18 protein-coding genes are annotated in these 25,760 nt (G+C 59.0%); 6 read left to right on the top strand and 12 right to left on the bottom strand.

Annotation, left to right across the window (positions count from 1 at the left end):
• Positions 1-61: 61 nt before the first annotated feature.
• Positions 62-1,228, bottom strand: a complete 1,167-nt coding sequence (locus tag KQ659_RS15185; RefSeq protein ID WP_216680282.1) for a ribonuclease D — start codon at positions 1,226-1,228, stop codon at positions 62-64.
• 277 nt (positions 1,229-1,505) lie between these two features.
• Here KQ659_RS15185 and KQ659_RS15180 point away from each other — a divergent pair, with 277 nt between their 5' ends.
• Positions 1,506-4,607, top strand: a complete 3,102-nt coding sequence (locus KQ659_RS15180) for a SusC/RagA family TonB-linked outer membrane protein (protein ID WP_226915772.1) — start codon at positions 1,506-1,508, stop codon at positions 4,605-4,607.
• A 39-nt stretch (positions 4,608-4,646) separates the two neighbouring features.
• Positions 4,647-6,005, top strand: coding sequence for a RagB/SusD family nutrient uptake outer membrane protein (locus tag KQ659_RS15175; RefSeq protein WP_216688289.1), 1,359 nt, complete (start codon positions 4,647-4,649; stop codon positions 6,003-6,005).
• Positions 6,006-6,079: 74 nt separating this feature from the next.
• On the opposite strand, the gene KQ659_RS15170 is transcribed toward KQ659_RS15175, so the two are convergent.
• Together KQ659_RS15170 and KQ659_RS15165 are read right to left on the bottom strand one after the other, a co-directional pair.
• The gene (locus tag KQ659_RS15170) at positions 6,080-6,991 is read right to left on the bottom strand and encodes a prohibitin family protein (protein ID WP_216686198.1); all 912 of its coding nucleotides are present in this window, start codon (positions 6,989-6,991) and stop codon (positions 6,080-6,082) included.
• Positions 6,992-7,047: 56 nt separating this feature from the next.
• Complete coding sequence (locus tag KQ659_RS15165) at positions 7,048-7,512, bottom strand: hypothetical protein (RefSeq protein ID WP_216680286.1); 465 nt, start codon at positions 7,510-7,512, stop codon at positions 7,048-7,050.
• Between the two features lie 141 nt (positions 7,513-7,653).
• Here KQ659_RS15165 and KQ659_RS15160 point away from each other — a divergent pair, with 141 nt between their 5' ends.
• Positions 7,654-7,890, top strand: a complete 237-nt coding sequence (locus KQ659_RS15160) for a hypothetical protein (protein WP_216680287.1) — start codon at positions 7,654-7,656, stop codon at positions 7,888-7,890.
• Positions 7,891-7,982: 92 nt separating this feature from the next.
• Here the strand turns inward: KQ659_RS15160 and KQ659_RS15155 are convergent, their stop codons facing one another.
• The 3 genes from KQ659_RS15155 to KQ659_RS15145 form a co-directional block, all read right to left on the bottom strand.
• Complete coding sequence (locus KQ659_RS15155; RefSeq protein WP_216680288.1) at positions 7,983-8,291, bottom strand: hypothetical protein; 309 nt, start codon at positions 8,289-8,291, stop codon at positions 7,983-7,985.
• A gap of 117 nt (positions 8,292-8,408) precedes the next feature.
• The gene (locus KQ659_RS15150; protein WP_216680289.1) at positions 8,409-9,668 is read right to left on the bottom strand and encodes an S-adenosylmethionine:tRNA ribosyltransferase-isomerase; all 1,260 of its coding nucleotides are present in this window, start codon (positions 9,666-9,668) and stop codon (positions 8,409-8,411) included.
• 120 nt (positions 9,669-9,788) lie between these two features.
• Positions 9,789-10,586, bottom strand: coding sequence for a class I SAM-dependent methyltransferase (locus KQ659_RS15145; RefSeq protein WP_216688290.1), 798 nt, complete (start codon positions 10,584-10,586; stop codon positions 9,789-9,791).
• 213 nt (positions 10,587-10,799) lie between these two features.
• Here KQ659_RS15145 and KQ659_RS15140 point away from each other — a divergent pair, with 213 nt between their 5' ends.
• Positions 10,800-11,402 (top strand): hypothetical protein, encoded by a 603-nt coding sequence (locus KQ659_RS15140; protein WP_216680291.1) that lies wholly within the window; start codon positions 10,800-10,802, stop codon positions 11,400-11,402.
• 110 nt (positions 11,403-11,512) lie between these two features.
• Here KQ659_RS15140 and priA read toward each other — a convergent pair whose 3' ends face one another.
• From priA to rpsF, 6 genes are all read right to left on the bottom strand, one after another.
• Positions 11,513-14,056 (bottom strand): replication restart helicase PriA, encoded by a 2,544-nt coding sequence (gene priA / locus KQ659_RS15135; RefSeq protein ID WP_226915773.1) that lies wholly within the window; start codon positions 14,054-14,056, stop codon positions 11,513-11,515.
• Positions 14,057-14,377: 321 nt separating this feature from the next.
• Positions 14,378-16,474 carry a thioredoxin domain-containing protein gene (locus KQ659_RS15130; protein ID WP_216688292.1) on the bottom strand — a complete coding sequence of 699 codons (2,097 nt, stop codon included), beginning with the start codon at positions 16,472-16,474 and terminating at the stop codon, positions 14,378-14,380.
• 109 nt (positions 16,475-16,583) lie between these two features.
• The gene (locus tag KQ659_RS15125) at positions 16,584-19,472 is read right to left on the bottom strand and encodes a GSCFA domain-containing protein (protein WP_216688293.1); all 2,889 of its coding nucleotides are present in this window, start codon (positions 19,470-19,472) and stop codon (positions 16,584-16,586) included.
• Positions 19,473-19,573: 101 nt separating this feature from the next.
• Positions 19,574-20,017 carry a 50S ribosomal protein L9 gene (rplI, locus tag KQ659_RS15120; protein ID WP_216680295.1) on the bottom strand — a complete coding sequence of 148 codons (444 nt, stop codon included), beginning with the start codon at positions 20,015-20,017 and terminating at the stop codon, positions 19,574-19,576.
• Between the two features lie 90 nt (positions 20,018-20,107).
• Complete coding sequence (rpsR, locus tag KQ659_RS15115; RefSeq protein WP_035561439.1) at positions 20,108-20,341, bottom strand: 30S ribosomal protein S18; 234 nt, start codon at positions 20,339-20,341, stop codon at positions 20,108-20,110.
• A 54-nt stretch (positions 20,342-20,395) separates the two neighbouring features.
• Complete coding sequence (gene rpsF / locus KQ659_RS15110; protein ID WP_168675107.1) at positions 20,396-20,773, bottom strand: 30S ribosomal protein S6; 378 nt, start codon at positions 20,771-20,773, stop codon at positions 20,396-20,398.
• 530 nt (positions 20,774-21,303) lie between these two features.
• On the opposite strand from rpsF, the gene KQ659_RS15105 reads away from it, so the two are divergent.
• On the top strand, positions 21,304-22,632 hold the full coding sequence (locus KQ659_RS15105) for a cytochrome c3 family protein (protein WP_216688294.1): 1,329 nt from the start codon (positions 21,304-21,306) through the stop codon (positions 22,630-22,632).
• A gap of 98 nt (positions 22,633-22,730) precedes the next feature.
• Positions 22,731-25,745, top strand: a complete 3,015-nt coding sequence (locus KQ659_RS15100; RefSeq protein WP_216680297.1) for a TAT-variant-translocated molybdopterin oxidoreductase — start codon at positions 22,731-22,733, stop codon at positions 25,743-25,745.
• The last annotated feature ends 15 nt before the right edge of the window (positions 25,746-25,760 follow it).

Here is a 25,760-nt window from a genome sequence, read left to right as displayed (position 1 = left end):
TGGCGCGAAAAGACGACTACAAAATCCGTGAAATCCGCTAAAATCCGCGCTAATCCGTGGTCTAGAATAGCTGCTCAATCGACGCGTAATCCTCGCCGTGCTTCTCAGCCGAACCCTTCAGCAGCTGCTGCTGCCAAGGGCGCAGGGCGGCTTCGGTGCCCAGCTCGATGATGTCGGTGATGAGGCGGTTGCTGAGGACCATGTTGGCCATGGTGCTGCCGTGGTCGGTGGTAAGGTGGCCTTTTAGGGCCATAAGCAGGGCTTCGCGGGCATCGGCACGGGCGGCGGCGGGGCCGTTGAGGCGGCGGCGGAACGGAAACTTACGCTGCTCGAGCGGCAGCGGCGCATCGGGCTCCAAGTCGGTGGTGCCGATGGCGAGGAGCTGCTCGGCGTAGGGCGAGCGTTTCAGCTCGGGGTGCAGGCCGTTGGCGGTGCGCAGCTGGAGCGCGGTTTCGAGCGGATTGCGGGCCAGCTCGGCCAGCCGGTCGTTGCTGAGAACGTGGTAGGGCGGGCGGTCGAGCTGCCGGGCCACGGTATCGCGCAGCATAAACAGCTCCCGGAACATGGGCATTTCCTGGGCCGAAATCTTATACTTAGCGGCGTTGCGCGACCACGGGCGCGGGTCGTCGCGGCCGTAACGCACGGCTTCGAGGGCCAGGTTTTCCTGGGCGGCCCAGTCGGCACGGTCCAGCTCGGTGAGGCGGGCACTGAGGCGGTCGGTGAGCTCGAAGAGATAGAGTACGTCGTTGGCGGCGTATTCCTTTTGGGCTTCGGTGAGCGGGCGCTTCAGCCAGTTCGACTTCTGCTCGCCTTTGTCGACTTCGAAGCCCAGTTCGGCCTGAATAAGGCGGCCCAGCGAAATATTATTATCCTCAGCAGCCAGCAAAGTAAACTGAACGCTGGTGTCCACAATGGTGCGGCAATTAACGCTGAATACCTCGTCAAGCAGCAGAATATCTGACTTGCAGGAGTGGAACACTTTGGCCACGGCCGGGTCGCGGAGCACCGCAAATAGTGGTTCCAGGTCGGCTGCCATGTCAGGCAGGGGCAAAGGGTCAATCAGATACACTTCAGTACCGTCAAATACCTGAATAAGTGCTAGATGGCGCCCGTAACGGTGGCGCATGTCGTCAAATTCCAGGTCGATGCCGATGCGCGGCAAGGTGGCGAAATGTGCGGCGGCGGTAGCAATAGCGTCGGCCGTGGTGAGGTAATGAATGGTTGGCATTGAGGCAAAAAGGGAGTCAGCGAGGCTGGCACTGAGGACAGCACAAGGTTGAGACAGCAAAGGTAGCAGGTATGGCAGTGCCCAACGGAGTAGGGGCTATCCCAATAAAAAACTATTGGAGGAGAAAGGTGTGTAATTATATTTGTTTCAACATCGTGTAGTTGGAGTTAAACTCAATTCATCACTCCGGGTCAACTATTGCGTTTTTTTTAACAAAACGTTTGAAGCACGGTTTTGTCATTTTTTTCGGATTCATTAATCACCATTCAACACGGACATGAAACAAAGTTTATTCGTCCCCATAAGACCAGCCATGATAGCGGCGGCTTGTCTGCTATCGGCTCCGGCCTGGGCGCAGTCGGTGGCCATTAGTGGCCACGTTACCGGCTCCGATGGTGGTGACCTGCCTGGTGCCACCATTCTGGAGCGCGGTACTACCAATGGGGTGAGCACCGGGGCCAACGGTGCTTTCAGCCTGAGCGTGAAGCCAGGTGCTACGCTGGTTATCAGCTCGGTGGGCTACACGGCGCAGACTATTGCGGTGGGCAGCCAAACGGCTATCAACGTGACGCTGGCCGTGGCGGCTACGCAGCTGAGCGAAGCGGTAGTAGTAGGCTACGGCACCCAGTCTAAAACCGACCTCACCGGTTCCGTGGCTACGGTTTCGTCCAAGGAAATTGCCAACACGCCGGTTACGTCGTTCGAACAAGCCATTCAGGGCAAGGCGGCCGGCGTATTTATTGAGAACGGCAGCGGCAAGCTGGGCCAGGCCGTGAAGGTGCGCGTGCGCGGCACTACATCGGTGAGCGGTGATACGCAGCCGCTGTACGTGATTGATGGCATCCCCATTACCTCGGAAGACCAGTCGGGCACCTCGGCCCCTACTAACCCGATTGCCGACCTCAACCCCAACGACATCGAGTCCATCAGCATTCTGAAGGATGCCTCGTCGTCGGCCATTTACGGTTCGCGCGGGTCCAACGGTGTTATCCTTATCACCACCAAGCACGGCAAGAGCGGCCCCACCAAGTTCAACCTGGGCTACCAGACTGGCGTTAGCGAGCCTACCCGCAAAAAGTCGTATCTGAACTCGGCCGACTACGTGATGCTGGAACGCGAAGCTGCCGCGAACGAAAACGTGCGCGACCCTTCGTTCGATTACGTGGCCTACACTGAGGCCCGCCTGCGCCGCTTTTCGGCCGGCAACGATGACTACAAGACGGCGGCCGTGAACACCAACTGGCAGAACGAAGCCTTTCAGCGGGCTCCCTTCAGCCAGTATGACCTGGGTGCCAACGGCGGCGACGAGAAAACCCGCTTTTACATTGCCGGCAACTATACCAACCAGAAGGGCATCCTCATCAACAACAAGTTTGAGAAGATGAGCGCCCGCATCAACGTGGACCACAATGCCAGCAAGCGCCTGACCCTGGGCGTGAACATTAACCTGGCCCGTACCAAAAACAACCGCCTCGACAACGACAACTCCTTCGGCACGCCGCTTCAGCTGGTGGCCTTGTCGCCCATCACACCCCTCATCGACCCCCGCACGGGGCTGCTGAGCGGGGCGCTGGACCCGGCCACCGGCCAGCCCAACACCAACTTTCCGGTGTACTACAACCCGCTGCTGAGCGTGGAAAACGCCTCGTTTGTGACCACGGTATACCGCACGGTGGGCAACGTGTACGGGCAGTTTAAAATCGTCGATGGCCTCTCATTCCGCAGCGAGCTGGGCATGGACCTGCTGAACCAGAACGAGACTTCTTATCAGGGCCGCCTCACGGCCCGCAACACCGACTTCACCAGCAACGGCAACGGCTACAACGCCTATGTGCAGAACAACCGCTTCACAACCAACAACTTTCTGACCTACCAGAAGCGCTTTGCCGAGCTGCACTCGGTGGAGGCCGTGGTGGGTACGTCGTACGAAGAGCGGCGCATCAACAGCAACAGCGTGTCGGGCCAGCAGTTTCCGAGCGATGCCTTCAAGTACATCACCAGCGCTGGTTTGATTAACGCCGGTTCGTCGCGCAGCACGGGCAGCACGCTGGTTTCATACTTCGCCCGCGTCAATTACGCCTTTGCCAGCAAGTACCTGCTCACCCTGAGCGGCCGCGTTGACGGTTCGTCGCGTTTCGGCAAAAACAATCCCTATGGTTTCTTCCCGGCTGCTTCGCTGGGCTGGGTAGTTACCGATGAAGCCTTCCTGCACGACCAGAAAGTGCTGAGCCTGCTCAAGCCGCGCGTCAGCTTCGGCAAAACCGGCAACCAGGGCTTCGGCGACTTCATATCTCGTTCCCTGTACTCGGGTGGCTCCTACGCGGGCGGCCCCACCATCCGGCCCGACCAGACGCTGGGTAACCCCGACCTGAAGTGGGAATCGACCACGCAGGCCGACGCCGGCCTCGAATTCGGCTTCCTCGATAACCGCATTACCGGTGAGGTGGATGCCTACCTGAAAAAGACTACCGGCCTGGTGCTGGCGGTGAACACCCCCAGCGTCACGGGCTACACCAGACAGTTCCGCAACGTGGGCAGCCTCGAAAACAAGGGCCTGGAATTCTCGCTGACTACCCGCAACGCGGTGGGTGCCTTCGCCTGGACCACCACCTTCAACGCGGCCACCAACCAGAACAAAATCACGAACCTGGACAAGCAAATCCTGAACGGCGGCTACGTGAACCGCGCCGTAGAAGGCCAGCCCATCGGCGTGTTCTACACTGTGGAATACGCTGGGGTAGACCGCGCCAACGGCGATGCCCTGTACTGGAAGAATAAGACGAACGACGACGGCAGCACAACCATTGACCACAGCGCTGGCACGACCAGCAACTACAACGATGCCAACCGCGTGGTAGTGGGCAACCCCAACCCGCGCTGGGTGGGCGGCGTAACCAATACCCTGAGCTACAAAGGTGTGGAGCTGAATTTCACGTTCCAGGGCGTGTTTGGTAACAAGATTTTTGACGGTGGCGGGCAGTACCAGGCCGCCAATGCCAGCAACGGCTTCGACAACCAGACCACCGACCAGCTGAACCGCTGGCAGAAGCCCGGCGACATCACCAATGTGCCCCAGGCCCGTCTGTTTGAGGGCAACGGCACCGCCAACTCGACTCGCTACCTCTCCAACGGCGACTACGTGCGCCTGAAGACGACCACGCTGAGCTACACCCTGCCCGCCGCCGTTGTGGGCAAGGCCATGCTTGAGCGCGTGCGCATCTACCTCACTGGTGTCAACCTGCTCACCTTCACGCCCTACAAGGGCTGGGACCCGGAAGTGAACGCCGACTACCAAGCTAGTAACATTGGCCAGGGCAACGACTTCTACTCGGCCCCGCAAGCCCGCACCTACACCGTGGGCATCAATGTGGGCTTCTAAGCCCGGGCTCTTTTCCTCACTTCCGACAGTTCGAACTATATGAAAAAGGTATTTTATCCCCTGGCCCTGGCTGCCGGCCTCAGCGCGGCAATGCTGAGCGGCTGCGGCAAGCGCCTCGATGTGGCCCCCGTGAACTCGGTGCCCGCCGAAACGGCCCTCAACAACTCCAACGACGTGGAAACGCTGCTGAAAGGCGGCTACGAGCTGGCCGGCGACCAGTACCTCTACGGCGGTGGCTTCCAGTACTACTCCGATTTCTTGGGCGACAACGGCGAAATTCAGTTTGGCGGCACCTACAGCCAGCCGAAAGAGATTTTCAACAAGCGCATTCTGGTGAATAACTCCTTCGTGTCCTTCACCTGGATTAATGCGTACCGCACCATCAACGTGGCCAACACGGTGCTGGCCAACCTTGGCAAAGTAACCGCTACCAAGGCCGATGCCGTGGCCGGTGGGGCCAAGTTTCTGCGCGGTTCGCTGTATTTCGACCTCGTGCGCCTCTATGCCCGCGCCTGGAACGACGGCACGCCGGCCAGCAACCCCGGCGTGGTGCTGGTAGTTACCCCCACCGACCCTAATAACCCCGCCAATGCCCTCACGGTGACGGGCTTGGCTAAGCGCAACTCGGTGGCCGAGATTTACACCCAGGTTATCAAGGACCTGCTGGATGCCGAGCGTCAACTACCCGCCTCCAACGGCGTATTTGCTACCAGCGCGGCCGCTTCGGCCATGCTCTCGCGGGTGTACCTGCAGCAGGGCCGCTACGCCGATGCCGCCGCCGAGGCCAACAAGGTAATTCAGACCGGCAGCTACTCGTTGGTACCCCGCTACGCTGATGAGTTTGCCAATAAGGCCAACACCAGCGAAAGCATATTCGACGTTCAGCTCACCACCCAAAGCGGTACCAACGACCTGAATACGTTCTACTCCAGCAACGGCCGGGGCGATGTGGCCGTGCTCGATTTGCACCTGGGCCTCTACAATGCGGCCGATGACCGCCTGAACCTGTTCGACACCAGCAACGGCCCCGACGCGGCGCTTACCCTGAAGTTCGACAACATTCACGGCAACATTCACCTCATCCGTCTGGCCGAAATGTACCTCACCCGTGCCGAGGGCAACTTCCGTGCTAATACCACACTGGGTGCTACTCCGCTGGCCGATGTGAACCGCGTGCGGGCCCGCGCAAAACTGCCGGCCCTCACTACACTCACGCTGCCTGCTATCCTGAGTGAGCGGCACCTGGAGTTGGCTTTCGAAGGCTTCCTGCTGCACGACCTCAAGCGCAACGCCGCGTCCGTTGGCAGCCTGCCCTACAGCTCGCCTAAGCTGATTTTCCCCATCCCCCAGCGCGAGCGCGACCTGAACGCCAACCTGCAACAGAACGACGGCTACTAAACTGCCCACGTTTTCATCTACAAAAAAAGCCCTGGCACACTGCCAGGGCTTTTTTTGTAGATGCAGATATGGTGCTACTTATCGCCAATCAGCAGCTGCGGCGTAGCGCCACGCCCGCCGCCCATGATGATAACCTTGGCATTGGGCGAAGTGGCAATAGCTTGGTTGGCCTTGATGGTTTCGTACTGCAGCAGCTTGTCGCTCAGCTCGGTGTTCACAATCCGCTGGTAGTCAGCAATGCCCTGGGCTTCCACGCGCTTGCGCTCGGCTTCCTGCTTTTCCTTTTGCAGCACAAACTGCATTTTCTGCGCATCCTGCTCGGCCGAAATCTTGCTTTCGATGCTGCGTTTCACCGACTCGGGCAATTGAATGTTGCGGATAAGCAGCTGGTCGAGCTGCAGGCCGTTGGTGCGAAAATCCTTTTCGATGGCGGCCAGAATGCGCGTCTGGAACTCCTCGCGGCGCGTGGAGTACAGCGCCACGGCATCGTAATAAACTGCGTTGTCGCGGATGCGGGTCCGCGAAATGGCCCGTACAATCTTGTCCTGGTAGTCCTCGCCAATGGTGGCCAGGATTTTGGGGGCCTGAGCCGGCAGTACGTGGTAAAGCACAGTGAGGTCGATAATCACTTCCAGGCCGTCGGCCGAGAGGACGCGAATGGCGTCGTCGCCCGCCTGGGAGCCCTCGCCGTGCTGCGCCGACATGGTGTAGTTCTGCGTGCGGGTGTCGAAGCGGGTCACGTCCACCAGCGGGTTCACCGTGCTCAGGCCGGGTTGCAGCACCCGCTTTTGCACCTGCCCAAACAGCGTTTGCACGCCCACTTGGCCCACTCCGACCTGCACGATGGTGCTCAGGGCCAGCCCCAGAATCAGAAACGCGCCGCCCAGGAAAATGAGGCCGCCGCGCAGGCGCTCCAGCCGCTCGGAGAAGCGGCTGGCATTCAGCCCCAGTACCAGAATAATAAAACCAAGAATGGAAAGTGCCATGGGCAGGGGTTAAGAAATGGGGATGGATTGGTAATACTCCGAATAAAAAATGTGGTTTACTCGTCCTCGTCGGAGTCTAAATCGAGGGTGCGGGCCAGGTCCACGCCTTCCTGCGCCACTGCTTCGAGCACTTCGGGTGCGTCGGCATCCAGCGTGCGGCCGAAGAGGTTGAGCAGCTCTTCGCCTTCTTCGTTCACATACAGGTTTTCGTAGAGGCGGTCGAACAAGCGCGCCTCGCGGCCGATAATGCGGTCGATGTCCTCGGGCGAGTGGGCCTCGTTCAGGGCGCGGTGCAGCACATCAAGCACCTGGCGGCTCTCGTCGTGGTCGCCCAGCTCCGATACTAGTTTGAGCAGGCTCAGGGCCAGGCCCAGGCGCACCTGCTCGAAGCGGAAGGGCAGCTGCGCGGGCGGGGCTTTACGCATCAGGTCGTAGGCCTGCAACGCATTGGGGGTGAGATAATACTTCACGTCGTTGGGCGCGGTGAAGGCGAGGTGCAGCAGTTGTTCGTAAGGCGTCATAAAGCGAAGGCGGAATCCGTAGTCGAAACACGGCTCGGTACGGTGCGTAAGCAGAAAGCCGAAAGGTACGTGCTGATAACAGCCCAGAAGCTGAATCGCCGCGCGTGGCTCATCATTACACCCTTATTCCTTTTTTATTCGATGACGCATAAATCAAAATGGCTGATTTTTGCCCCGCTGGGGCTGGCTACCATTGGCGCGGGCGCCAGCATGGTGCACTGGGCCGGCAGCCTGAAAGACCAGCGCCAGCCCGCTTCAAAGTGGCTGGCTGCCGGCACGGCGGCCTTGGTAGTGCTCAACTCGGGCCTCAGCCTGTTTGGGCGCAGCATCGTAGAAAAAGTGCTGCACGAAGTGCGCGAAAAGCCCAGCGCGGAGTAGCCCTTTCGCTTCGCAAGCGGGCAAGAAAAAACCCTGGCCTTGGCCGGGGTTCTTCTTGCTGGAAAGCGGAAAGGAACAGTTCTTGGAAAGGACTATTCGGTTTTGGCTTCTGCCTTTTGAGTAGCTTTTACCGTTTTTTTGCCTACTTTTTGGGTGCCGCGTTTCACAGCGCGGCCGGTTTTGCGCGCGCCGCGCTTGATGGCGCTACCCGTTTTGTGGGCCACGTTGCCGGCGGCATCTTTTGTGTTGTCAAGGGCTTGGCCAACGTTGGTTTTGCCGGTTTTGGTTACCACTTTGGTGGTGCCATTGTCGCGCACTTTCACTTCCGTAGAAGGAGTGGTTTGCGCAAAAGCAGCAGTAGCAAAAGCGGAAAATGCGAGCAATAGGGTTATTTTTTTCATCAGAGTCAGGAGAAGGAAAAAGGGTTGTGAGGGGTTTGTACGCTCCCTACGGGCAAAGGTTGGTGCAAGGGGTATGCCGCAGTTGGGCCAGTCCCTGAAAACCGTTTTTTGCTTCCCTCACGGCAGCAGCAGCGAGCTGTCGCCGTAGCTCAGAAACCGGTAGCCATGGCTCAAAGCATGCTCATATACTGTGCGCCAGCCGGGGCCCAGCAGTGCTGCTACCAGCAGCAGCAACGTGCTTTCGGGCTGATGAAAATTGGTGATAAGCCCATCGACCAGCCGGAACTGGTAGCCGGGCGCAATCAGCAGCCGCGTGCTGGCCTGCAGGGTATCGGTGCCCGTGGCTTCGAGGTGCTGGAGTAGGGCCGTAAGAGCCATTTCGGGGCTGATACGGGCCGCTGCGCCGGCCATTTCGTAGGGTTGCCACTGCGCTACCAGCAGCTCAGTCGCGGGGGCTGGGGCTGGGTCGGTAGCATCGGCGGCGGCGTGCAGCAGGCCCACACCCAGCCAATACAGGGTTTCCAGGGTGCGCAGGCTGGTGGTGCCCACGGCAATCACCGGCCGGGGCCGATGGGCCAGCAGCTGGCGCAACAGTCCGGCCGTGACCAGAATGGGCTCGGTGTGCATGGGGTGGTCGGCCATGTGGTCGGCCTTCACGGGCTGGAACGTGCCGGCCCCTACGTGCAGCGTAACGTGCCCCGTGGCAAAGCCTTTTTCCTGTAGCTCAGCCAGAATTTCCGGGGTGAAGTGCAGGCCAGCGGTGGGGGCGGCCACGGCCCCTTCGGTGGCGGCATACACGGTCTGGTAGCGCACGGCATCGGTAGCGGTGTCGGGTCGGTCGATGTAAGGCGGCAGGGGCAGGTGGCCGGCGGCACGCAGCACCTCGGCAAAAGGCAGCTCGGCCGGCTCCCAGCGAAAATTAATGAGGGCGGTGCCGGCTTCCTGCGCCTGGCGCTCGGCATGCAGCGTGGCGGGCTGGCCATCGGCGGCCGTGAAGTCCAGCATCACGGGGCCTGCCTTCCAGCGGCGGCCATTGCCCACCAGGCAGCGCCACGTACAGTGGTCGGTTTGCTGAAGGGCCAGCTCCAGGCTGCGATGCGGGGCCACTGGCTCCAGGCAAAACAGCTCGACCTGCCCGCCAGTGGGCCGCCGGGCCAACAGCCGGGCCCGCACCACACGGGTGTCGTTGAAAACGAGGAGCGCGCCGGCCGGCAGCTCACCGGGCAGGTCGCGGAAGTTTTTATCGGTAAGCTGGCCGTGGCGGCTCACGAGGAGCTTGCTGGCAGCGCGGTCGGGGAGGGGCTCGGGCGCAATGCGCTCGGCGGGCAGCGGATAAGTGAAATCCTGAATGGAAAGCAGGCGCGGGTCGGGGTTCATTCCGCAAAGGTCGCACTGTACCGTAAGCTTTAGCTTGCGACGAGCGTAGCGAGTGAAACGCCCGCAACGATTGAACTCGCTGCCGCCTGTTGCAAGCTGAAGCTTACGGTGCAAGGGAGGCTACTTTCTGAACAGCAGCAGGTGCTGCTGCGGCAGCGTTTCAATGGAATCGGCCAGAACCATGCCCACGGCGGCCATTTCCTTGCGGGCCTGCCCAATGCTCATTTTATGAATGCGCTTGATGGGCACGCTGGGGTCTTCGGCTCGGTACTCGACCAGGGCCAGCCGGCCCGTGCCGGGGCGCAGCGCCCGCCGAATGGCCCGGCCCATCTCACGCGGATGGTCGAACTCGTGGTACGCATCCACGATGAGTACCAGGTCCACGCTATCGGCGGGCAGGCCGGGGTTGGTGGTAGTGCCCAGCACGGAGCGCACGTTGGTTGCCTTCAGGCGGCGCTTATTGTCCTGCAGCGCCGCAATCATTTCGGGCTGAATATCAACGGCCAACACTGCGCCTTTGGGGACTCTTTTGGCTAATTGAAACGAGAAAAAGCCCGTGCCGGCCCCAATGTCGGCCACCACATCGGTGGGCTTCAGGTTTAGCTCTTTCAGGAGCAGGTCGGTGCCTTCTTCCTGGCGGCGGCCGTTGCGTTCCAGCCAGCTCGCGCCTTCGTGGCCCATTACGTGGGCAATCTGGCGGCCCAGGTAATAGGTGCCAATGCCGTTGGGGTCGCGGGGCGAGGCTGTTTCGTAGCCGCTGGTATCGGCTACCTGCAGGGCCTGCAAGCGCTGCTCATTCCCTATCGACGGGCGGGTTTCGGCCGGGAGCTGCGTGCAGCTCAATACCAGCACTCCGGCTCCCGTTCCTATTCCCACTACGCCCAAAGCCCGTTGCCAGGTAGAAAAACAGTATTTCATACGGTTTGCAAGTAAGCACATCTGGGCTATTCAACAGCAATTTGTTGGGCTGCGTTCAGCCCGGCCGCTACTGGAAACAAGCTGAAGGGTAGCATGAATCGTGCTGAAAACCGATTTTAAAAAGTGATGGGATAAAAAAGTATTTCCAAATAATCGCCTATTTACAATTTTTGCCGTAGAATGGGCATTCAATTTTTTTTACTCCGTAACCTTATGAAGAATTTTTTTCCTCCCTTCGCCAAACTCGTTGCGCTGGCTGCCTGTGCCCTCACGCTGGGTAGCTGCAGCCGTTCCGAGTACGCAATGCTGCCCAAGGGCAGCTCTTACCACGGCGTTACGCGCGTGGCCACTCCCGTGCCCGCCGCCACGCCCGCAACGGCCGTTATGCCCGCTGCCGAGTCCGGTGCCACTGTCGCCCCGGCCGCAGTAGCCACGGTGCAGCCCGCCGCTCTGGCTACAGTTGCTGCCGCGCCAGCAGCTAAAACCATGGCCCGCGTTGCAACGCCCGCCACAGCCGTTCAGGTGCCCGCTGCGGTTGTGGCCGCTCCGGCTCCCAAGCTGAATTTGGTGCAGCGCATGGCCCTGAGCAAGGTGACCCGCAAAATGGACAAGCTGATGCAGAAGTCGGGCTCGGTTCGCCAGCATGATAACACGGCTTCGACGTCCAGCACGGCGGCCATCAGCGGTAACCTGCGCATTGGCATTATCCTGCTGCTCGTGGGCTTGCTGGTGGGCCTGCTCAATGGCCTGATTGGTACCATCATCGCCATCATCGGCTTGATTTTCATCATCCTGTGGTTGCTCGACCAGATGTAATCCCAGCCAGTGATTTATTGCCAAAAAGCCCCGATTGCATTGTGCAATCGGGGCTTTTTAATTTTTGACGGCACATGCTCGCACGTCCACCAAATCCGTAAAATCCGTGGTCACATCGGGTCGACATCGGCCACGAGGCGGGCTTGGCGGAATTCCTTCTGGTCTTTCACCACGTCCATGGCTTCGCAAATCATCTGCTTAGCCTGCTTGAGCACGGTGTGGGCCCGGTCGAGCTTGATGGTGATTTCCTGCAGATAGAAATTACGGATGCGGAAGATGTAGGGTGCTTCCGGACCCAGCACAGCGGCGCGGCCCAGCCGGTCCACCAGCTCCTGGGTTAGCAGAATAGCTGCTGCCTCGCCCACGCCCTGGTCGATGTGCTTCACCGTCATCTTGATGACGCGCATGAAGGGCGGATAGCCGTGCTCGTGCCGCTGCACGATTTCGTAGTTGTAGAACTCGATGTAGTCGTTGCGGATAACCTTGTCGAAAATTACCTGCGTGGGGTCCGAGGTCTGGATGATGACCTTGCCCTTTTTGCCCTTGCGCCCGGCCCGGCCGCTCACCTGCACAAACATCTGGTAGGCCCGCTCGTGCGCCCGGAAATCGGGGTAATGAATGATGCTGTCGGCGTTGATGATGCCCACGAGACTCACGTTGGCGAAATCGAGGCCTTTAGTTACCATCTGGGTGCCTACCAGCACGTTGGTGGTCTGCTTCTCGAAGTCACCGATGATTTGCTGGTAGCTGTTTTTGGCGCGGGTCGTGTCCAGGTCCATCCGTTGGATGTTGGCCTGCGGGAGCATGATTTTGAGGTCGTCCTCAATCTTTTCGGTGCCGAAACCCTGGGTTTTCACGGCCCGCGAGCCGCAGGCAGGGCATTGGGTTACCATGCTGTCGTGGTAGCCGCAGTAGTGGCAGCGCAGCTCGTGGCTGTGCTTGTGGTAGCTCAGGCTCACGGCGCAGTTGGTGCATTTGGGTATCCAGCCGCAGTCCTGGCAGGCCACCACGGGCGCGTAGCCGCGCCGGTTCTGGAACAGAATCACCTGTTCCTGGCGGCCCAGGGTGCGCTCCACTTCGCCCAGCAGGTCGGCGGTGAAGTGGTTGTGCATGGTTTTCTGCTCGCGGGCCTTGCGGGTGTCCACCAGCACCACCTCCGGCATGCCCGCCTCGCCGAAGCGCTTGCTGAGCGTGACCAGCCCGTAGCGGCCCTGCTTGGCCTGGTAGTAGGTCTCCACGGCCGGCGTAGCCGAGCCCAGCAGGGTTTTGGCCCCCTGAAAGTTGGCCATCATCAGGGCTACTTCGCGGGCGTTGTAGCGCGGGGCGGGGTCGTACTGCTTGTAGCTCGACTCGTGCTCCTCGTCTACAATTAGCAGCGACAAATTATCAAATGGTAAAAATACTGCCGAGCGCACCCCCACTACCACCTGAAAGCGGCCCGAGAGCACGCCATTCCATACTTCCACCCGCTCGTTATCCGAGAATTTGGAATGATATACGCCCAGCCGCGAGCCGAACACGCGAATAAGCCGGGTCACAATCTGGGCCGTGAGGGCAATTTCGGGTAGCAGGTACAGCACCTGTCCGCCACCCTCCATGGCCTTGCGGATGAGGTCGATGTAAATCTCGGTTTTGCCCGCGCCGGTCACGCCGTGCAGCAGCACAATTTCCTTCTCGCCGAAGTGCGCCATAATCTCATCCCGCGCCGAGGTCTGGGCCTCCGTCAGAGCGAAATTCAGGTGAATGGCGCCTTCGTTTTCGACCGGAAAGCGGCTTACAATCACATCAAACTGCTCCAGTACGCCATTCTTGATGAGCGTGTTTACCGCCGAGGCCGAAAGGTGCGGGTTGCTGGCCAGGTAGGCCTTTTCAATGCCGTTCTGGTTGGCGTGCTCGTTCTGGTACACGGGCACGCGCTGCATGTACTTCATCAGCACATCGAGCTGCTTAGGCTTGCTGGTGAGCTGCTCAAATAGCTGCTCCAGCGAAGCCTCCGATACGAAATGGTGCGCCAGCCGCACCTTTTTCACCACCTTAGGCGCGTACTTATCTGCCGTGTGTTCGAAGAGGAAAATGACGTCCTTGTGCATCAAGGACTTGATGACCTTGTGGAAGGACGTGATACCCAGCAAGTCGCCAACCTCGGTAAAGGTCAGGGCTTTGCCATCTTCCACTGCGCCCAGCGCGTCCACAATCAGCTCCTCCTGCGTGGAGAGCGGGTACTCGTTTTCCTCCCGCGAAAACCCGGGGTGCAGCTGAATGCGCGACTCCGAGCTGAGCTTGAGCGCCGAAGGCAACGCGGCGTTTATCACCTCGCCGATGGTGCACATATAATAGTCGGCCATCCAGCGAAAGAGCTTGAGCTGTGCCTGCGTGACCACCGGCGCATCATCAATAAATTCGAGAATGTACTTGGCCTGATAGTCCTTGGGCGCGGTTTCGTGCACAGCCGCCACAATGCAGCTAAGCGTCTTTTTAGCCCCAAACTGCACGATGACGCGCCCACCAATCACCACGTTGTCGTTCAGCTCATACGGCACCCGGTAGGTGTAGAGCCGGGGCAGGGGCAGCGGCAGAATAACGTCGGCAAACAGCGTCACCCGGTCGGGCGCGGGCGCGGCGGCCGGGGAAATAAAATCAAGCGTAAGACTCAAAACAGGTATAGCGTAGGGGCGGATAGTAAAGATAAGACCGGCGCACGGGCTAATGGCATGCTGGGGCATGCTGGGGCATGCTGGGGCATGCTGGGGCATGCTGGGGCATGCTGGGGCATGCTGGGGCATGCTGGGGCATGCTGGGGCATGCTGGGGCATGCTGGGGCATGCTGGGGCATGCTGGGGCATGCTGGGGCATGCTGGGGCATGCTGGGGCATGCTGGGGCATGCTGGCCGCAGTTTAGCGCGCCGCGCTAAACTGCGGCCAGCACGCTAAGGCCGGCGCACGGGCTAATGGCGCGCTAAACCGCAGCCAGCATACTACAGCGCCGCCAGCGCATCGGCTACGTTATAAACCGGGGCCTGGCAGGCATAGTTGCGGCAGATGTGCACCGCCGTGCGTCCATCTGTGGGCGTGGGCAGCAGCTTCAGCAGCGGCAGCTCCGAGGTGGCTTCAGTGCCGGCCAGCACGGTATCGAACAGGAAATTGCGGCTCATCCCTTCGCGATACGTGTCCGCTTCCGGGCCCTGAATGGCAATTTCGGCTCCCGGCCGCAGCAGCGCGGCGTAGAGCGAAGCCCAGTTGGTGAGGTGTTGCGGCTCTTTCACCACGAGGTGGCGCAGCTGAAGCAGCATCTCGGCCGCCAGGTCCGTGTATTTCGCCTTCTCAAGATGGCGGCCCAGGCGGCGCAGGTTGTGCGCCATGATGGAGTTGGACGCCGGAATCACGTTGTCGAACAGCTCTTTTTTGCGGGCAATAAGCGGCTCAGCGTTGCTGTCGGTGTAGAAAAACAGCGTTTCGGTGGGGTCGAAGAAGTTGGCCAGCACGTATTCCGTCAGCACCTCGGCTTCGCGCAGCCACTTTTCGGCGAAGGTGACCTCGTAGAGGCTGATATAAGCCTGAATGACCAGCGCATAGTCTTCCAGGAAGCCGCTGATGCTGGCGCGGCCGTCTTTGCAGGTCCGATACAGGCGCGCCCCGTTGCGCAGGTTGGCTTCGATGAAGCGGGCGTTGTGCTCAGCCATGGCCAGGAATTCGGGCTCGCCGAAGGCGCGGTAGGCATCCGTCAGGCCTTGGAGCATGAGCGCATTCCAGCCGGTGAGAACTTTGTCGTCGAGGCCGGGGCGCACGCGGGTGGCGCGCACGGCCATTATTTTCTGTTTCCAGCCCGTCACCAGCTCGGGCAGAATGCCCGGTGCCAGCTGATGAGCGGTTGCAAAGTCTACATCGGTTTCGCGGCGGTGCAGGATGTTGCGGCCGTGTTCCCAGTTGCCCACGGCCGTGCAGTTGTAGTACGCAGAAAACAGCTGCTCCTCATCGCCCAGAATCCCTTGCAGTTCCTGCTTCGTGAAAACGTAAAACTTTCCTTCTTCGCCCTCGCTGTCGGCATCGAGCGACGAATAAAAGCCGCCCTCATCATTGGTCAGCTCCAGCCGGATAAATTCGATGGTATCGTACACCGTTTCCCGAAAAAGCTCGTCCTGCGTCAGCTGGAAAGCCTCGCTGTACAGGCTCACTAGTTGGCCGTTGTCATACAGCATCTTCTCGAAGTGCGGGGCCAGCCACTCGCCATCCACCGAGTAGCGGGCAAATCCGCCGTGCACCTGGTCATAAATCCCGCCCCAGGCCATTTCGCGCAAAGTCAGTACGGCCTGGTCCAGCACGGCCCGGCTGCCGCTAATGGCGTGGGCCCGCAGCAAAAAACGCCAGATGCTGGGCATCGGAAACTTCGGGGCGCGGTTCGTGCCGCCGCGCTCGCGGTCAAAGCTGGTGCTCAGATTGTACACCAGTAGCTTGAATTCCTCTTCGGAAACGCCGGCCGGGCCGGTTTCGGGTGCTACACCAATGGCCTCCAGCGCCGCGTAATCGGCTTCCTGGGCCGCGTTGCGGTTGTGCCCGCCATACTTGGCCAGCTCGCTCTTGCCAATCACCTCCATAAACCGCTCGGCCGACTGTTCTAACTCGGTGCGGTGCTCACCGGCGTAAGCCTGGCCGATGTTGGTGAGCAGTTTGGTCCAATTGCCCTGCGGGAAGTAGGTGCCGCCGTAAAAAGGCTTGGCGTCGGCGGTCAGAAACACGTTCAGCGGCCAGCCGCCCTGCAAACCCATGGCGTGCAGCGCATCCATGTAAATCTGGTCCACATCGGGCCGCTCCTCGCGGTCAACCTTGATGCACACAAAATGCGCGTTCATCACTGCCGCTACGGCCTCGTTCTCGAACGATTCGCGCTCCATCACATGGCACCAGTGGCAGGCCGCGTAGCCGATGCTCACCAGAATAGGCTTTTGCTCGGTTTGGGCACGGTTTAGCGCCTCGGGACCCCACGGGTACCAGTCCACGGGATTGTGGGCGTGCTGTTGCAGATAAGGGCTGGTTTCCTCGGCGAGGCGGTTGGTGTGCGAAGCAGCGTGGGCCATATAGAAGCGGAGTAGGGGAGGTGCTGAAATACCAAACCCGGCGAAAAAAGCCGGGTCTGGGAAATAAATAACGCAACTAGCCGGGTTTCACCAGCCTAAAATCTGAAAGCTAAGCTGACTTTTTAGGTGTTTTGGGTTTAGCCGATGGCTTGGCCGCTGACTTAGCCGCCGGTTTAGCCGCTTTCTCAGTCTTGGCTACTGCTTTTTTCGGAGCAGCTGCTTTGGTCGCTGCTGCCTTCGGAGCCGCTTTAGCCGCCGCCTTTTTGGACACTACCTTAGCTGCCTCCGCTACCTTCTTTTCAACTGCCGCAGCAACAGGCTTCGGAGTCGTTTTAGCTGATTTGGCTTTAACTGCAGCTACCGGGGCCACTTTTGTAGCAGCAACCGGCTCCTGCGCTACGGGCGAAACCGGAGCCGCTACAGCCTTGGCTTTCGCGGCCGGTTTACGCTTCGATGCTGAAGGGGCTGGAGTCGTTGTAGCGGGCGTAGCAACAGCCGCTACTGGTGCGCTAGGCAGGACAGCCGTTGGTGCTACTGCAGCCGCTTTAGCCTGTTTAGCCGGTTTAGCCGGTTTAGCTTTCGGAGCAGCCGTCTTAGCCACGGCCGCTTTAGGCGCTACCGGTGCTACCACTTTAGCCACGGCAGCCTTGGGTACCACCGCTTTGGTCGCGGCCGCTTTCGGCGTGGGAGTCTGCGCTATCAGCGTGGCCGAGGAGCCCATCATGCGGCCGGCGGCTACTTGCGTACGAACAATCGTAGGGTCAATCACCGGAATTACCGGCGTATCAATGGCCGGCTTTTCTGCCCGGCCACCAATAGCGGCCCGGCTCTTACGCCCCGTGCGCTTGGCCGGGGCTGGCTTTGCCACGGGGGCTTCACCAGTATCAGCAGCATCGGCGGCCACCGCTGAAACGGCGGCCATGGCCTGCCCACTTACTGGCAGCGCTGCCACTGTTTCCTGCGACTGCCGCGTATTTCCGCGCTGGCTTTCAACGGCTGGCTCCGATTCGCGGGGAGCAGCAAGCTGCTCGCTACCAGCAACCGGCGATGAATGATTCATTTCCAGTCCAGAAGCACCCGACTCAATGCTACCCGCCGCATTGGTATCAGCCGTTTGTTTGCGGGCCTTTTTCTTGTTCCGATTGCGGCTGTTGCGGGAAGGAGCGCTGGAAGCAGTCAAATCTGCCTCAGCATTACTGCTCACTACCTGCGGTGCATCCATCGTCGAGTCGAAGTCAATCAGTGCCGGCACTTCGGTCTGAATAGCAGATGCTTGCGTAACGAAAGCCCCATCGGCTGCCGGAGCGGCAAACAGCTCTACGCGCGGCACGCGGCCCGGCTCATTGCGTCGGCCGCCCCGTTTCACCGGCTGCGATTTGGTGATAACGCTCGATTTCTGCGCATCCGAACGCCCGCCTGCCTCATTCGGCAATGCGCCGGTCGCCGCTTCCAAAGCCGCTTCCGATGCCGGCAGTTGGCTTTCATCCACCTCCGATTCGGCGGCGAGGCGCAGGGCGTGCTTTCGTGCCGTGCGCTTGGCACCACCGCGCGAGCGGCGTTTCTTCTTGCGGCCGGGCTCCTGGTCATCCGCATCCTGTTCCGAAACGGGCGCACCAATGGTTGCTTCGGGCGCAACTGCCATGGGAGTTAGCTCCGCCGGTGCCGAATCTTTATCGCCGAGGAAGGGCTGTTGCGCAAATTCGTCTGCTTCCCCAAAACTCGCGGCCTGGAATGCCTCCGTTTCGGTAAGCGAAGCCACCTGGCCTTTGCCACGGCCGTCACGCCGCCCGCGCTCAGGTCGGTCCGAACGGCCCGTTCGCTGCGCCCGGAATTCTTCCGGCGACAAACGAGGTGGGCGGCTACTAGCATTATCGTTAGCTGATTGCTGCGTTTCAGCTGTTGCAGCTTCACCAGTCGGAGCTACGCGTGTCGCTATCGAGGCCACCGAACCCTCGCCAATATCAATCCGCTCCTCGTCGTCGTCCAAATCGGCCGCTGCTTGCGGCTGCAACGGCTCCGGAAGTGCCGCAATGCGCGTTTGCACCGTGCGCAGCTCATCGGCCACGTCCACTTTACGTAGGCTCATCTGCTCGAGCTTTTCGCGGGTACTCTCCAGGAATTGCCGGTGCTCGGGTGCGCCCTCATGCAGCGGCCGGTGGCCCAGCGACTGCCGAACCGCCGCCCACTCCTTGCGGAAACGCCCAAAATCAGCGTCGAAATACGTGCGGGCAAATTTCTCCCAGATATAGTCCTCCGCCACTTCCGACGGATGCAGCATATCGGCCGCGTAAAAGCGGTAGTCGCGCAAATCATCCATCAGCAGCTCATAAGCCGGAAAGTAAGCCACGCCCGGCAGCAGGTCGCTCACAATGTGCGTGGCCAGCCGCAACACGGACTTACTCACCGAGTTCAGCGGCAGCGTATCTTTCAGATGCCGTACGGGGCTCACCGTCAGTACAAAGCGAAGCTCCGGGTTAATGCGGCGCAGGTAAGCATGCGTCTCCGCCAAGGCATTGATGATTTCATCTGGCGTCAGCAGTTCGCGCACAAACAGGTCACTCGACTGCTTGTGGCAGTTGCTCACCAGCTCGCCGGTTTCGCGCAGGCGGTAGGCCCAGGCCGTGCCCAGCGTCAGCAATACCACATCGGTATTGCGCAGAAACTCGCCCGTTTGCCGCACCAGGTCCTGAATGTGCTGCAGCAGCTCCACCGGCGAATCGGCCCCGATGCTGCCGTGCAGGTCGTAGCTCTGCCAGCGGCCACGAGCCTGCACAAGATGCCGCTGCCAATCCACGTCTTCGCCAGCGGCGGCTCGCAGCAGCCGCGCCAGCGCTAGTGGCTGGAATACGGTGCCAAACGGGTTCACCCGTGCTTCTATCTTATTGGAAACCAGTCGTGTACCAATGCTGTCGGCGAAGCACGAGCCCATGGTGAGCACCCGCGCCGTGCGCGTCAGCTGGCCGGTGGCCGGGGCAATTGTCAATTCAGTTCTAAACATTAAAGCAAAAATAGCCCGTAACCGGGCTATGGCCCGAGAACCGGAATAAAAAAAGCCCTACCAGCAGGCAGGGCTTTTTCAATCTAGCAAAGAAACCGAGACTACTCGGCTACTACGCGGAAGTTAATCGTGTGCTTCACTTCCTTGTGCAGGTTAGCCGTGGCGGTGTAATCACCAGCCGAAGCAGGCTCTTGGTCGAACGACAAACGCTTACGGTCGATGTCCACACCCTTGGCTTTCAGCGCTTCGGCCAATTGCAGCGTGGTTACGCGACCAAAGATTTTGCCGCTCTCACCCACCTTAGCGGGGATTTCCAGCACCATGTTACCAATCTGGTCGGCAATGGCTTGAGCGTCACCTTTGATTTTATCGGCTTTGTGAGCGGCTTGACGCACGTTCTCGGCCGTGATTTTTTTATTCGTCTTGTCGGCCAGCATGGCCAGACCCTGCGGCAACAGGAAGTTGCGACCGTAGCCCGATTTCACGGTCACGATGTCGTTCTTGTACCCGAGGCCCTTAACGTCGTCTTTGAGGATGATTTCCATGTCTTGTAGAAATTCTGAGTGTTGAATGCTGAGGGTTGAGTTGGAAAATCCACACTCAACATTCAACACTCAACCCTCAACATTCAAAATTTATTTCAGGGCGTCGGCTACGTACGGCATCAGGGCCAAGTGGCGGGCCTTAGCGATGGCCTGAGTCACTTTGCGCTGGAATTTCAGGCTGGTGCCGGTGAGGCGACGGGGCAGCACGCGGCCCTGCTCGTTCACAAACTTCAGCAGGAAGTTCGGGTCTTTGTAGTCCACGTACTTGATGCCGTTCTTCTTGAAGCGGCAATATTTCTTACGAGTGTCCTGCGGCTTGTTCATAGCCGACCGGTCGTTGTTGCGGTTGAATGCGGGAGATGCCATGTCGTTGCTAAATTATTGGGCTACGGCTTCGGTTTCTTTGGCAGCCTTCTGCTGGTTCATTTCGCCGTTGCGGCGGCGGGCGTTGTACTCCACGGCGTGCTTATCGAGCACGGTCGTGAGGAAACGAATAACACGCTCGTCGCGGCGGAAAGCCAGTTCGAGCACGTCTACGATGTTGCCTTCGCCAGTGTACGACAGGCAGAAATAGTAGCCTGTGTTCTTCTTTTGAATCGGGTAAGCCAGCTTGCGCAGGCCCCAGGCTTCGTTTGACAAAAGGGCGGCGCTATTTTCCTTAAGCACCTGAGTGAACTTCTCGACCGTTTCTTGCACCTGGCTCTCGTTCAATACGGGAGTTACGATGAAGACCGTCTCGTAATTTCTTTGTTCCATTACGATGGGGGTGAATTGTGGGTGAAAAAAATTGATTGGGGCGCAAAGGTACTGACTTTCCGGCACATTGCCAAGGCCGCCCTACTCATCCGTCCAAATTGCCTGATACCCGCGCTGCCCATTCCGTAATCCTACCACTCGCCTTCCTCTGACATGGCCGTTGCTAACCTAATAATCGTAAGCAGGAAATGGGATGAGGTAAAAATCAGGGCCCCGCCACTACTCATCACATGAAAAATATCCGTCAAAATACTTGGCGCGAGCTAACAAAAGCGGCTGCTGGTAGTTCAGATTTAGTGCTTTAGAAATCACCTCCTAACTAGTATTCGCCGGTTGCTTTTGATGCTGTCACGGCTCATTCATTCGCTCTCTGCCATTATCTGCCTTGCGGCCAAAAACCTATATAATCGCCAATCCAAACGGCTGCAAATGCCCGGAAATTGCCTTTTACTTTTTGCCGCCTACGATTCCTGACCTACATTTGTGGCCTTGAAATGCCCCTAGCATTTCGTTTTACCGTCTATTTTCTTATGAATAGCATTCGACTTCGTTCGTTACCTCATTTGTTGCTGGCACTAGTGCTCACGTTTGCTGGCATCCAGCAGGCTTCGGCCCAGGCACCCGCCGATGTTAAAAAGGATGGGGTAGTTCCCGGCGCCACCGCCGCAGCTACTCCCGCAACCGCTGTTGCTCCGGCTGCCGGCGGTGGCGATGCTGCTGCCATCGCCGCCGGCGATGCGCTTTTCAAAGGCAACTGTGCCCAGTGCCACGCTGTGAATGAGCAGGTAGTTGGTCCCGCCCTCGGTGGCATCACCAAGCGTCGTCCCATCTCCTGGATTTTGCCCTGGATTAAGAACTCCAGCAAAGTAGTAGCCAGCGGCGATGATTATGCCGTAGCGCTCTACAACAAGTTCAACAAACAGCAGATGCCCTCCTTCGCCCTGTCGGACAAGGAAATCACTTCTATCGTTGCGTACATCACTTCGGAAGAAGGCAAAACCGCTGCTGTAGCCGGTGGTGTTCCTGCCACCGGTGCTGCTGCCGATGGATCTGCTGCTGGCGGTACCGAAGCCGGTGCGGGCAAATACATGGACATCCTCCTCATTGTCCTTGTAGTAGTGCTGATTGTGCTGGTGGTAACCCTCGTTATCATTGGTAACCTGATGAAGGATGTACTGCGTGGTCGCAAAGACCTCGACGGCCGCGACATCGAAATTCTGGAGCAGCGCTTCGACTGGGGTAAGTTTTACCGCTCGCCCGTATTGCGTGGTATTGTAGGTGTCGTTTTCGCGCTTGTTTTACTTTACGAAGGTGTGCAAAGCGTAATGGCCGTTGGCTTGAACCAGGGCTACCAGCCCACGCAGCCCATTGCTTTCTCGCACAAGCTGCACGCTGGCACCAACCAGATTAACTGCGCCTACTGCCACACGTCGGTATACAAGAGCAAATCCGCCAACATTCCTTCGGCCAACATCTGTATGAACTGCCACTCGCAGATTAAGACAGAGTCGCCCGAAATCAAGAAAATCTACCGCGCTATCGAGCGCAAGCAGCCAATTCAGTGGGTTCGTATTCACAACCTGCCTGATTTGGCTTACTTCAACCACTCGCAGCACACGCAGGTGGCTGGCCTCCAGTGCCAGACCTGCCACGGCCCCATCCAGAACATGGAAGTGGTATACCAATACTCGGCCCTCACCATGGGCTGGTGCATCAATTGCCACCGCGAGATGCCCCTCAATACGAAGGACAACAAGTACTACGACAACCTCGTGAAGCTGCACGACACCAAGAATGCCGGCGCTCCCTTCACCGTGTCGTCGAACGGCGGCACCGAGTGCTCGAAGTGCCACTACTAATAATATGATTTCAGTAGGGAGTACTGGGTAGTCAGTATTCTAGCCTGCTCGTTATTAACTACTGACTACCCAATACTGATTACTGATTACCCTCCCAAATGAAGTACTGGAAAGGAATTGAGGAACTGGAAAGCGCCCCGGAGTTCATGCAATCGGCCTTTGCCGAGTTCATGCCGGTAAAGGAAAGCCACGAGAGCAAAGACGATACCTCGGCTCCCCGCCGCGACTTCCTCAAGCTAATGGGTTTCGGCGTAGGTGCCGCCGTACTCGCTTCGTGCGAGACGCCGGTTATTAAGGCCATTCCGTATCTGAACAAGCCCGAGGAAATTGACCCGCTCATTTCCAACTTCTACGCTTCTACTTACTTCATTGGCTCGGACTACAACGCCGTATTAGTAAAGGCCCGCGAAGGCCGGCCGATTAAGCTGGAGGGTAACCCCGAGTCGCCCATCACCAAAGGTGGTCTGTCGGCCCGCGCTCAGGCCGCCGTGTTGAGCCTTTACGACGGTGGTCGTTTGCAGCACTTTGCCATCAAAGGTCAGAAGGCCGAGATGAAGCAGGTGGACCAGGAAATCCGTACGAAGCTGGCGGGTACCACGGGCCGCATTGCCATCGTGTCGCACACGATTATCAGCCCCAGCACGAAGAAGGCCATTGCCGAATTCGCAGCCCGCTACCCCAATACCACCCACGTCATGTATGATGCGCAGTCGGCCACCGGCCTGCTGCAAGCCAACGGCGGTGTGGTGCCCGGCTACGATTTCAGCAAAGCCAACGTCATCGTAAGCCTCGGTGCCGACTTCCTCGGTACCTGGATTTCGCCGGTAGAGTATGCCAAGCAGTACGTAGTCAACCGTAAGGTGAGCACGGACAAGCGCACCATGTCGCGCCACTTCCAGTTCGAGACTGCCATGTCGCTCACCGGCTCCAATGCCGACGTGCGTGTGCCGGTGAAGCCTTCGGAGCAGGGTGCAATAGCACTCGCACTGTACAATGCCGTGGTAAGCGGCGGCAGCGTTTCGACTTCCGTTCCTTATGGTAAGCAACTGGCTACTGCTGCTGCTGAGTTGAAGGCAAGCGGCAGCGCCGGCCTCGTGGTTTCGGGTTCGAACGACCCGGCCGTGCAGTCGCTGGTTACTGCCATCAACCAGGCGCTCGGTAATGCTGGCACCACCATCGATGCTGCTTCGAGCAACGTGCGTCAGGGCGACGACGCTCGTATGGCCGCGCTGGTAAACGACATGAATAATGGCAGCGTAGGTGCTGTTATTTTCTACAATGCCAACCCGGTGTTCAACCACCCGATGGGCGACAAGGTGAAGGCGGGCATTGCCAAAGTGCCGCTCACCATCTCGTTCAACGACCGTTTGGACGAAACCGGCAGCCTCTGCCAGTACGCTACCCCTGACAGCCACTGGCTGGAATCGTGGAACGACTTCGAGCCAAAAACTGGCTTCCTAAGCCTGTCTCAGCCGGTTATTACGCCACTGTTCACCACGCGTCAGGCTCAGGAAAGCCTGCTGCATTGGGCTGGTAACAATACGACTTACTACCGTTTCCTGCGCGCCAACTGGCGTGGTATCACCCCCACAGATGCTGCCTGGGATAAAGTGGTTCACGATGGTGTGGCTATGGGCACCGCCCTGCCCGCTGCTCCGGCCATGACGGCTATGAGCGCCGCCGCCGCTGCCTCGCAGTTGAGCGGCGCCGCCAAGCAGAATGGCGTTGAGCTGGCCCTCTACGAAAAAGTAGGACTTAGTGCTGATGGCTGCGGAGCTAACAACCCCTTCCTGCAGGAACTGCCTGACCCAATTTCGAAAGCAACCTGGGGTAACTATGTAGCCATACCCCGCGCCATGGCTATTGCCAATAAGTGGGAGCAGGGCGACGTAGTAAAGGTGACGGCTAACGGCCACAGCATTGAGCTGCCCGTACTGATTCAGCCCGGCCAGACCAACGGCACCGTGAGCATCGCCCTCGGCTACGGCCGTACAATGGCTGGCAAAGCCGGTGATAGAGTAGGTGAAAATGCTGCTCCGCTGGCATTGATGGCTAATGGTATTCAGTACATGAACGTGGTGACACTGGAAAAGACCAGTGCAACCTCGCCCATCGCGCAGACCCAGACGCACCAGACGCTGATGGACCGCCGCCCGGTAGTGCAGGAGAACACGCTGGCCAATTACAAGAAGAATCCGAAAGAAGTAACTGAGTACGAAAAAGTTTCTACGCCCGATGGCTTGGAAGCGCCCAGCAAAGTATCGCTGTGGCAGGACTACCAGTACAACAACCACCACTGGGGCATGGCCGTGGACCTCAACTCGTGCATTGGCTGCGGCTCGTGCGTGATTGGGTGCCAGACCGAAAACAACACCGCCGTAGTGGGCAAGCAGCAGGTTATCAACCGCCGCGAGATGCACTGGATGCGTATCGACCGCTATTACAGCTCGGATACGCACAAGAGCGACTTCGATACCAAAGGCAAAGTGGCTACTTATGCCGCCATGGAAGACCCTTCGGAGAATCCGCAGGTTATTTTCCAGCCGATGATGTGTCAGCAGTGCAACCACGCACCCTGCGAAACGGTGTGCCCGGTACTGGCTACCACGCACAGCTCGGAAGGCCTCAACCAGATGACTTACAACCGTTGCATCGGCACGCGCTACTGCGCCAACAACTGCCCGTACAAAGTGCGTCGCTTCAACTGGTTCTCGTACTATTCGAATGAGAAGTTTGAAATCGTGAACGGTCATATGTTCACTGACCTTGGCCGTATGGTGCTGAACCCGGACGTAACGGTTCGTGCCCGCGGTGTGATGGAGAAATGCTCGTTCTGCGTGCAGCGCATTCAACTCGGTAAGCTCGAAGCCAAAAAGCAGAAGCGCCGCCCGGTTGATGGCGAGATTGTAACCGCCTGCGCCCAGTCGTGCCCCACCGATGCCATCGTGTTCGGTGATATGAAAGACCCTAAAAGCCGTATCAGCAAGCTCCTCCGTCGCGAAGATGGTGAGCGTGCTTTCCACTCGCTCGACTCCATCAACGTGCAGCCGAACGTGACGTACCTGACTAAGATTCGGAATTCCGAGTCGGAGTTCTTTAGCAAAGAAGCTTAAGAAAACGCTTAATCT

This window comes from Hymenobacter siberiensis (assembly GCF_018967865.2).
GTDB classification, from domain to species: Bacteria; Bacteroidota; Bacteroidia; order Cytophagales; family Hymenobacteraceae; genus Hymenobacter; species Hymenobacter siberiensis.
Note: the sequence above shows the minus strand (reverse complement) of the source record. Positions and strands in the feature narration are given on the sequence as shown.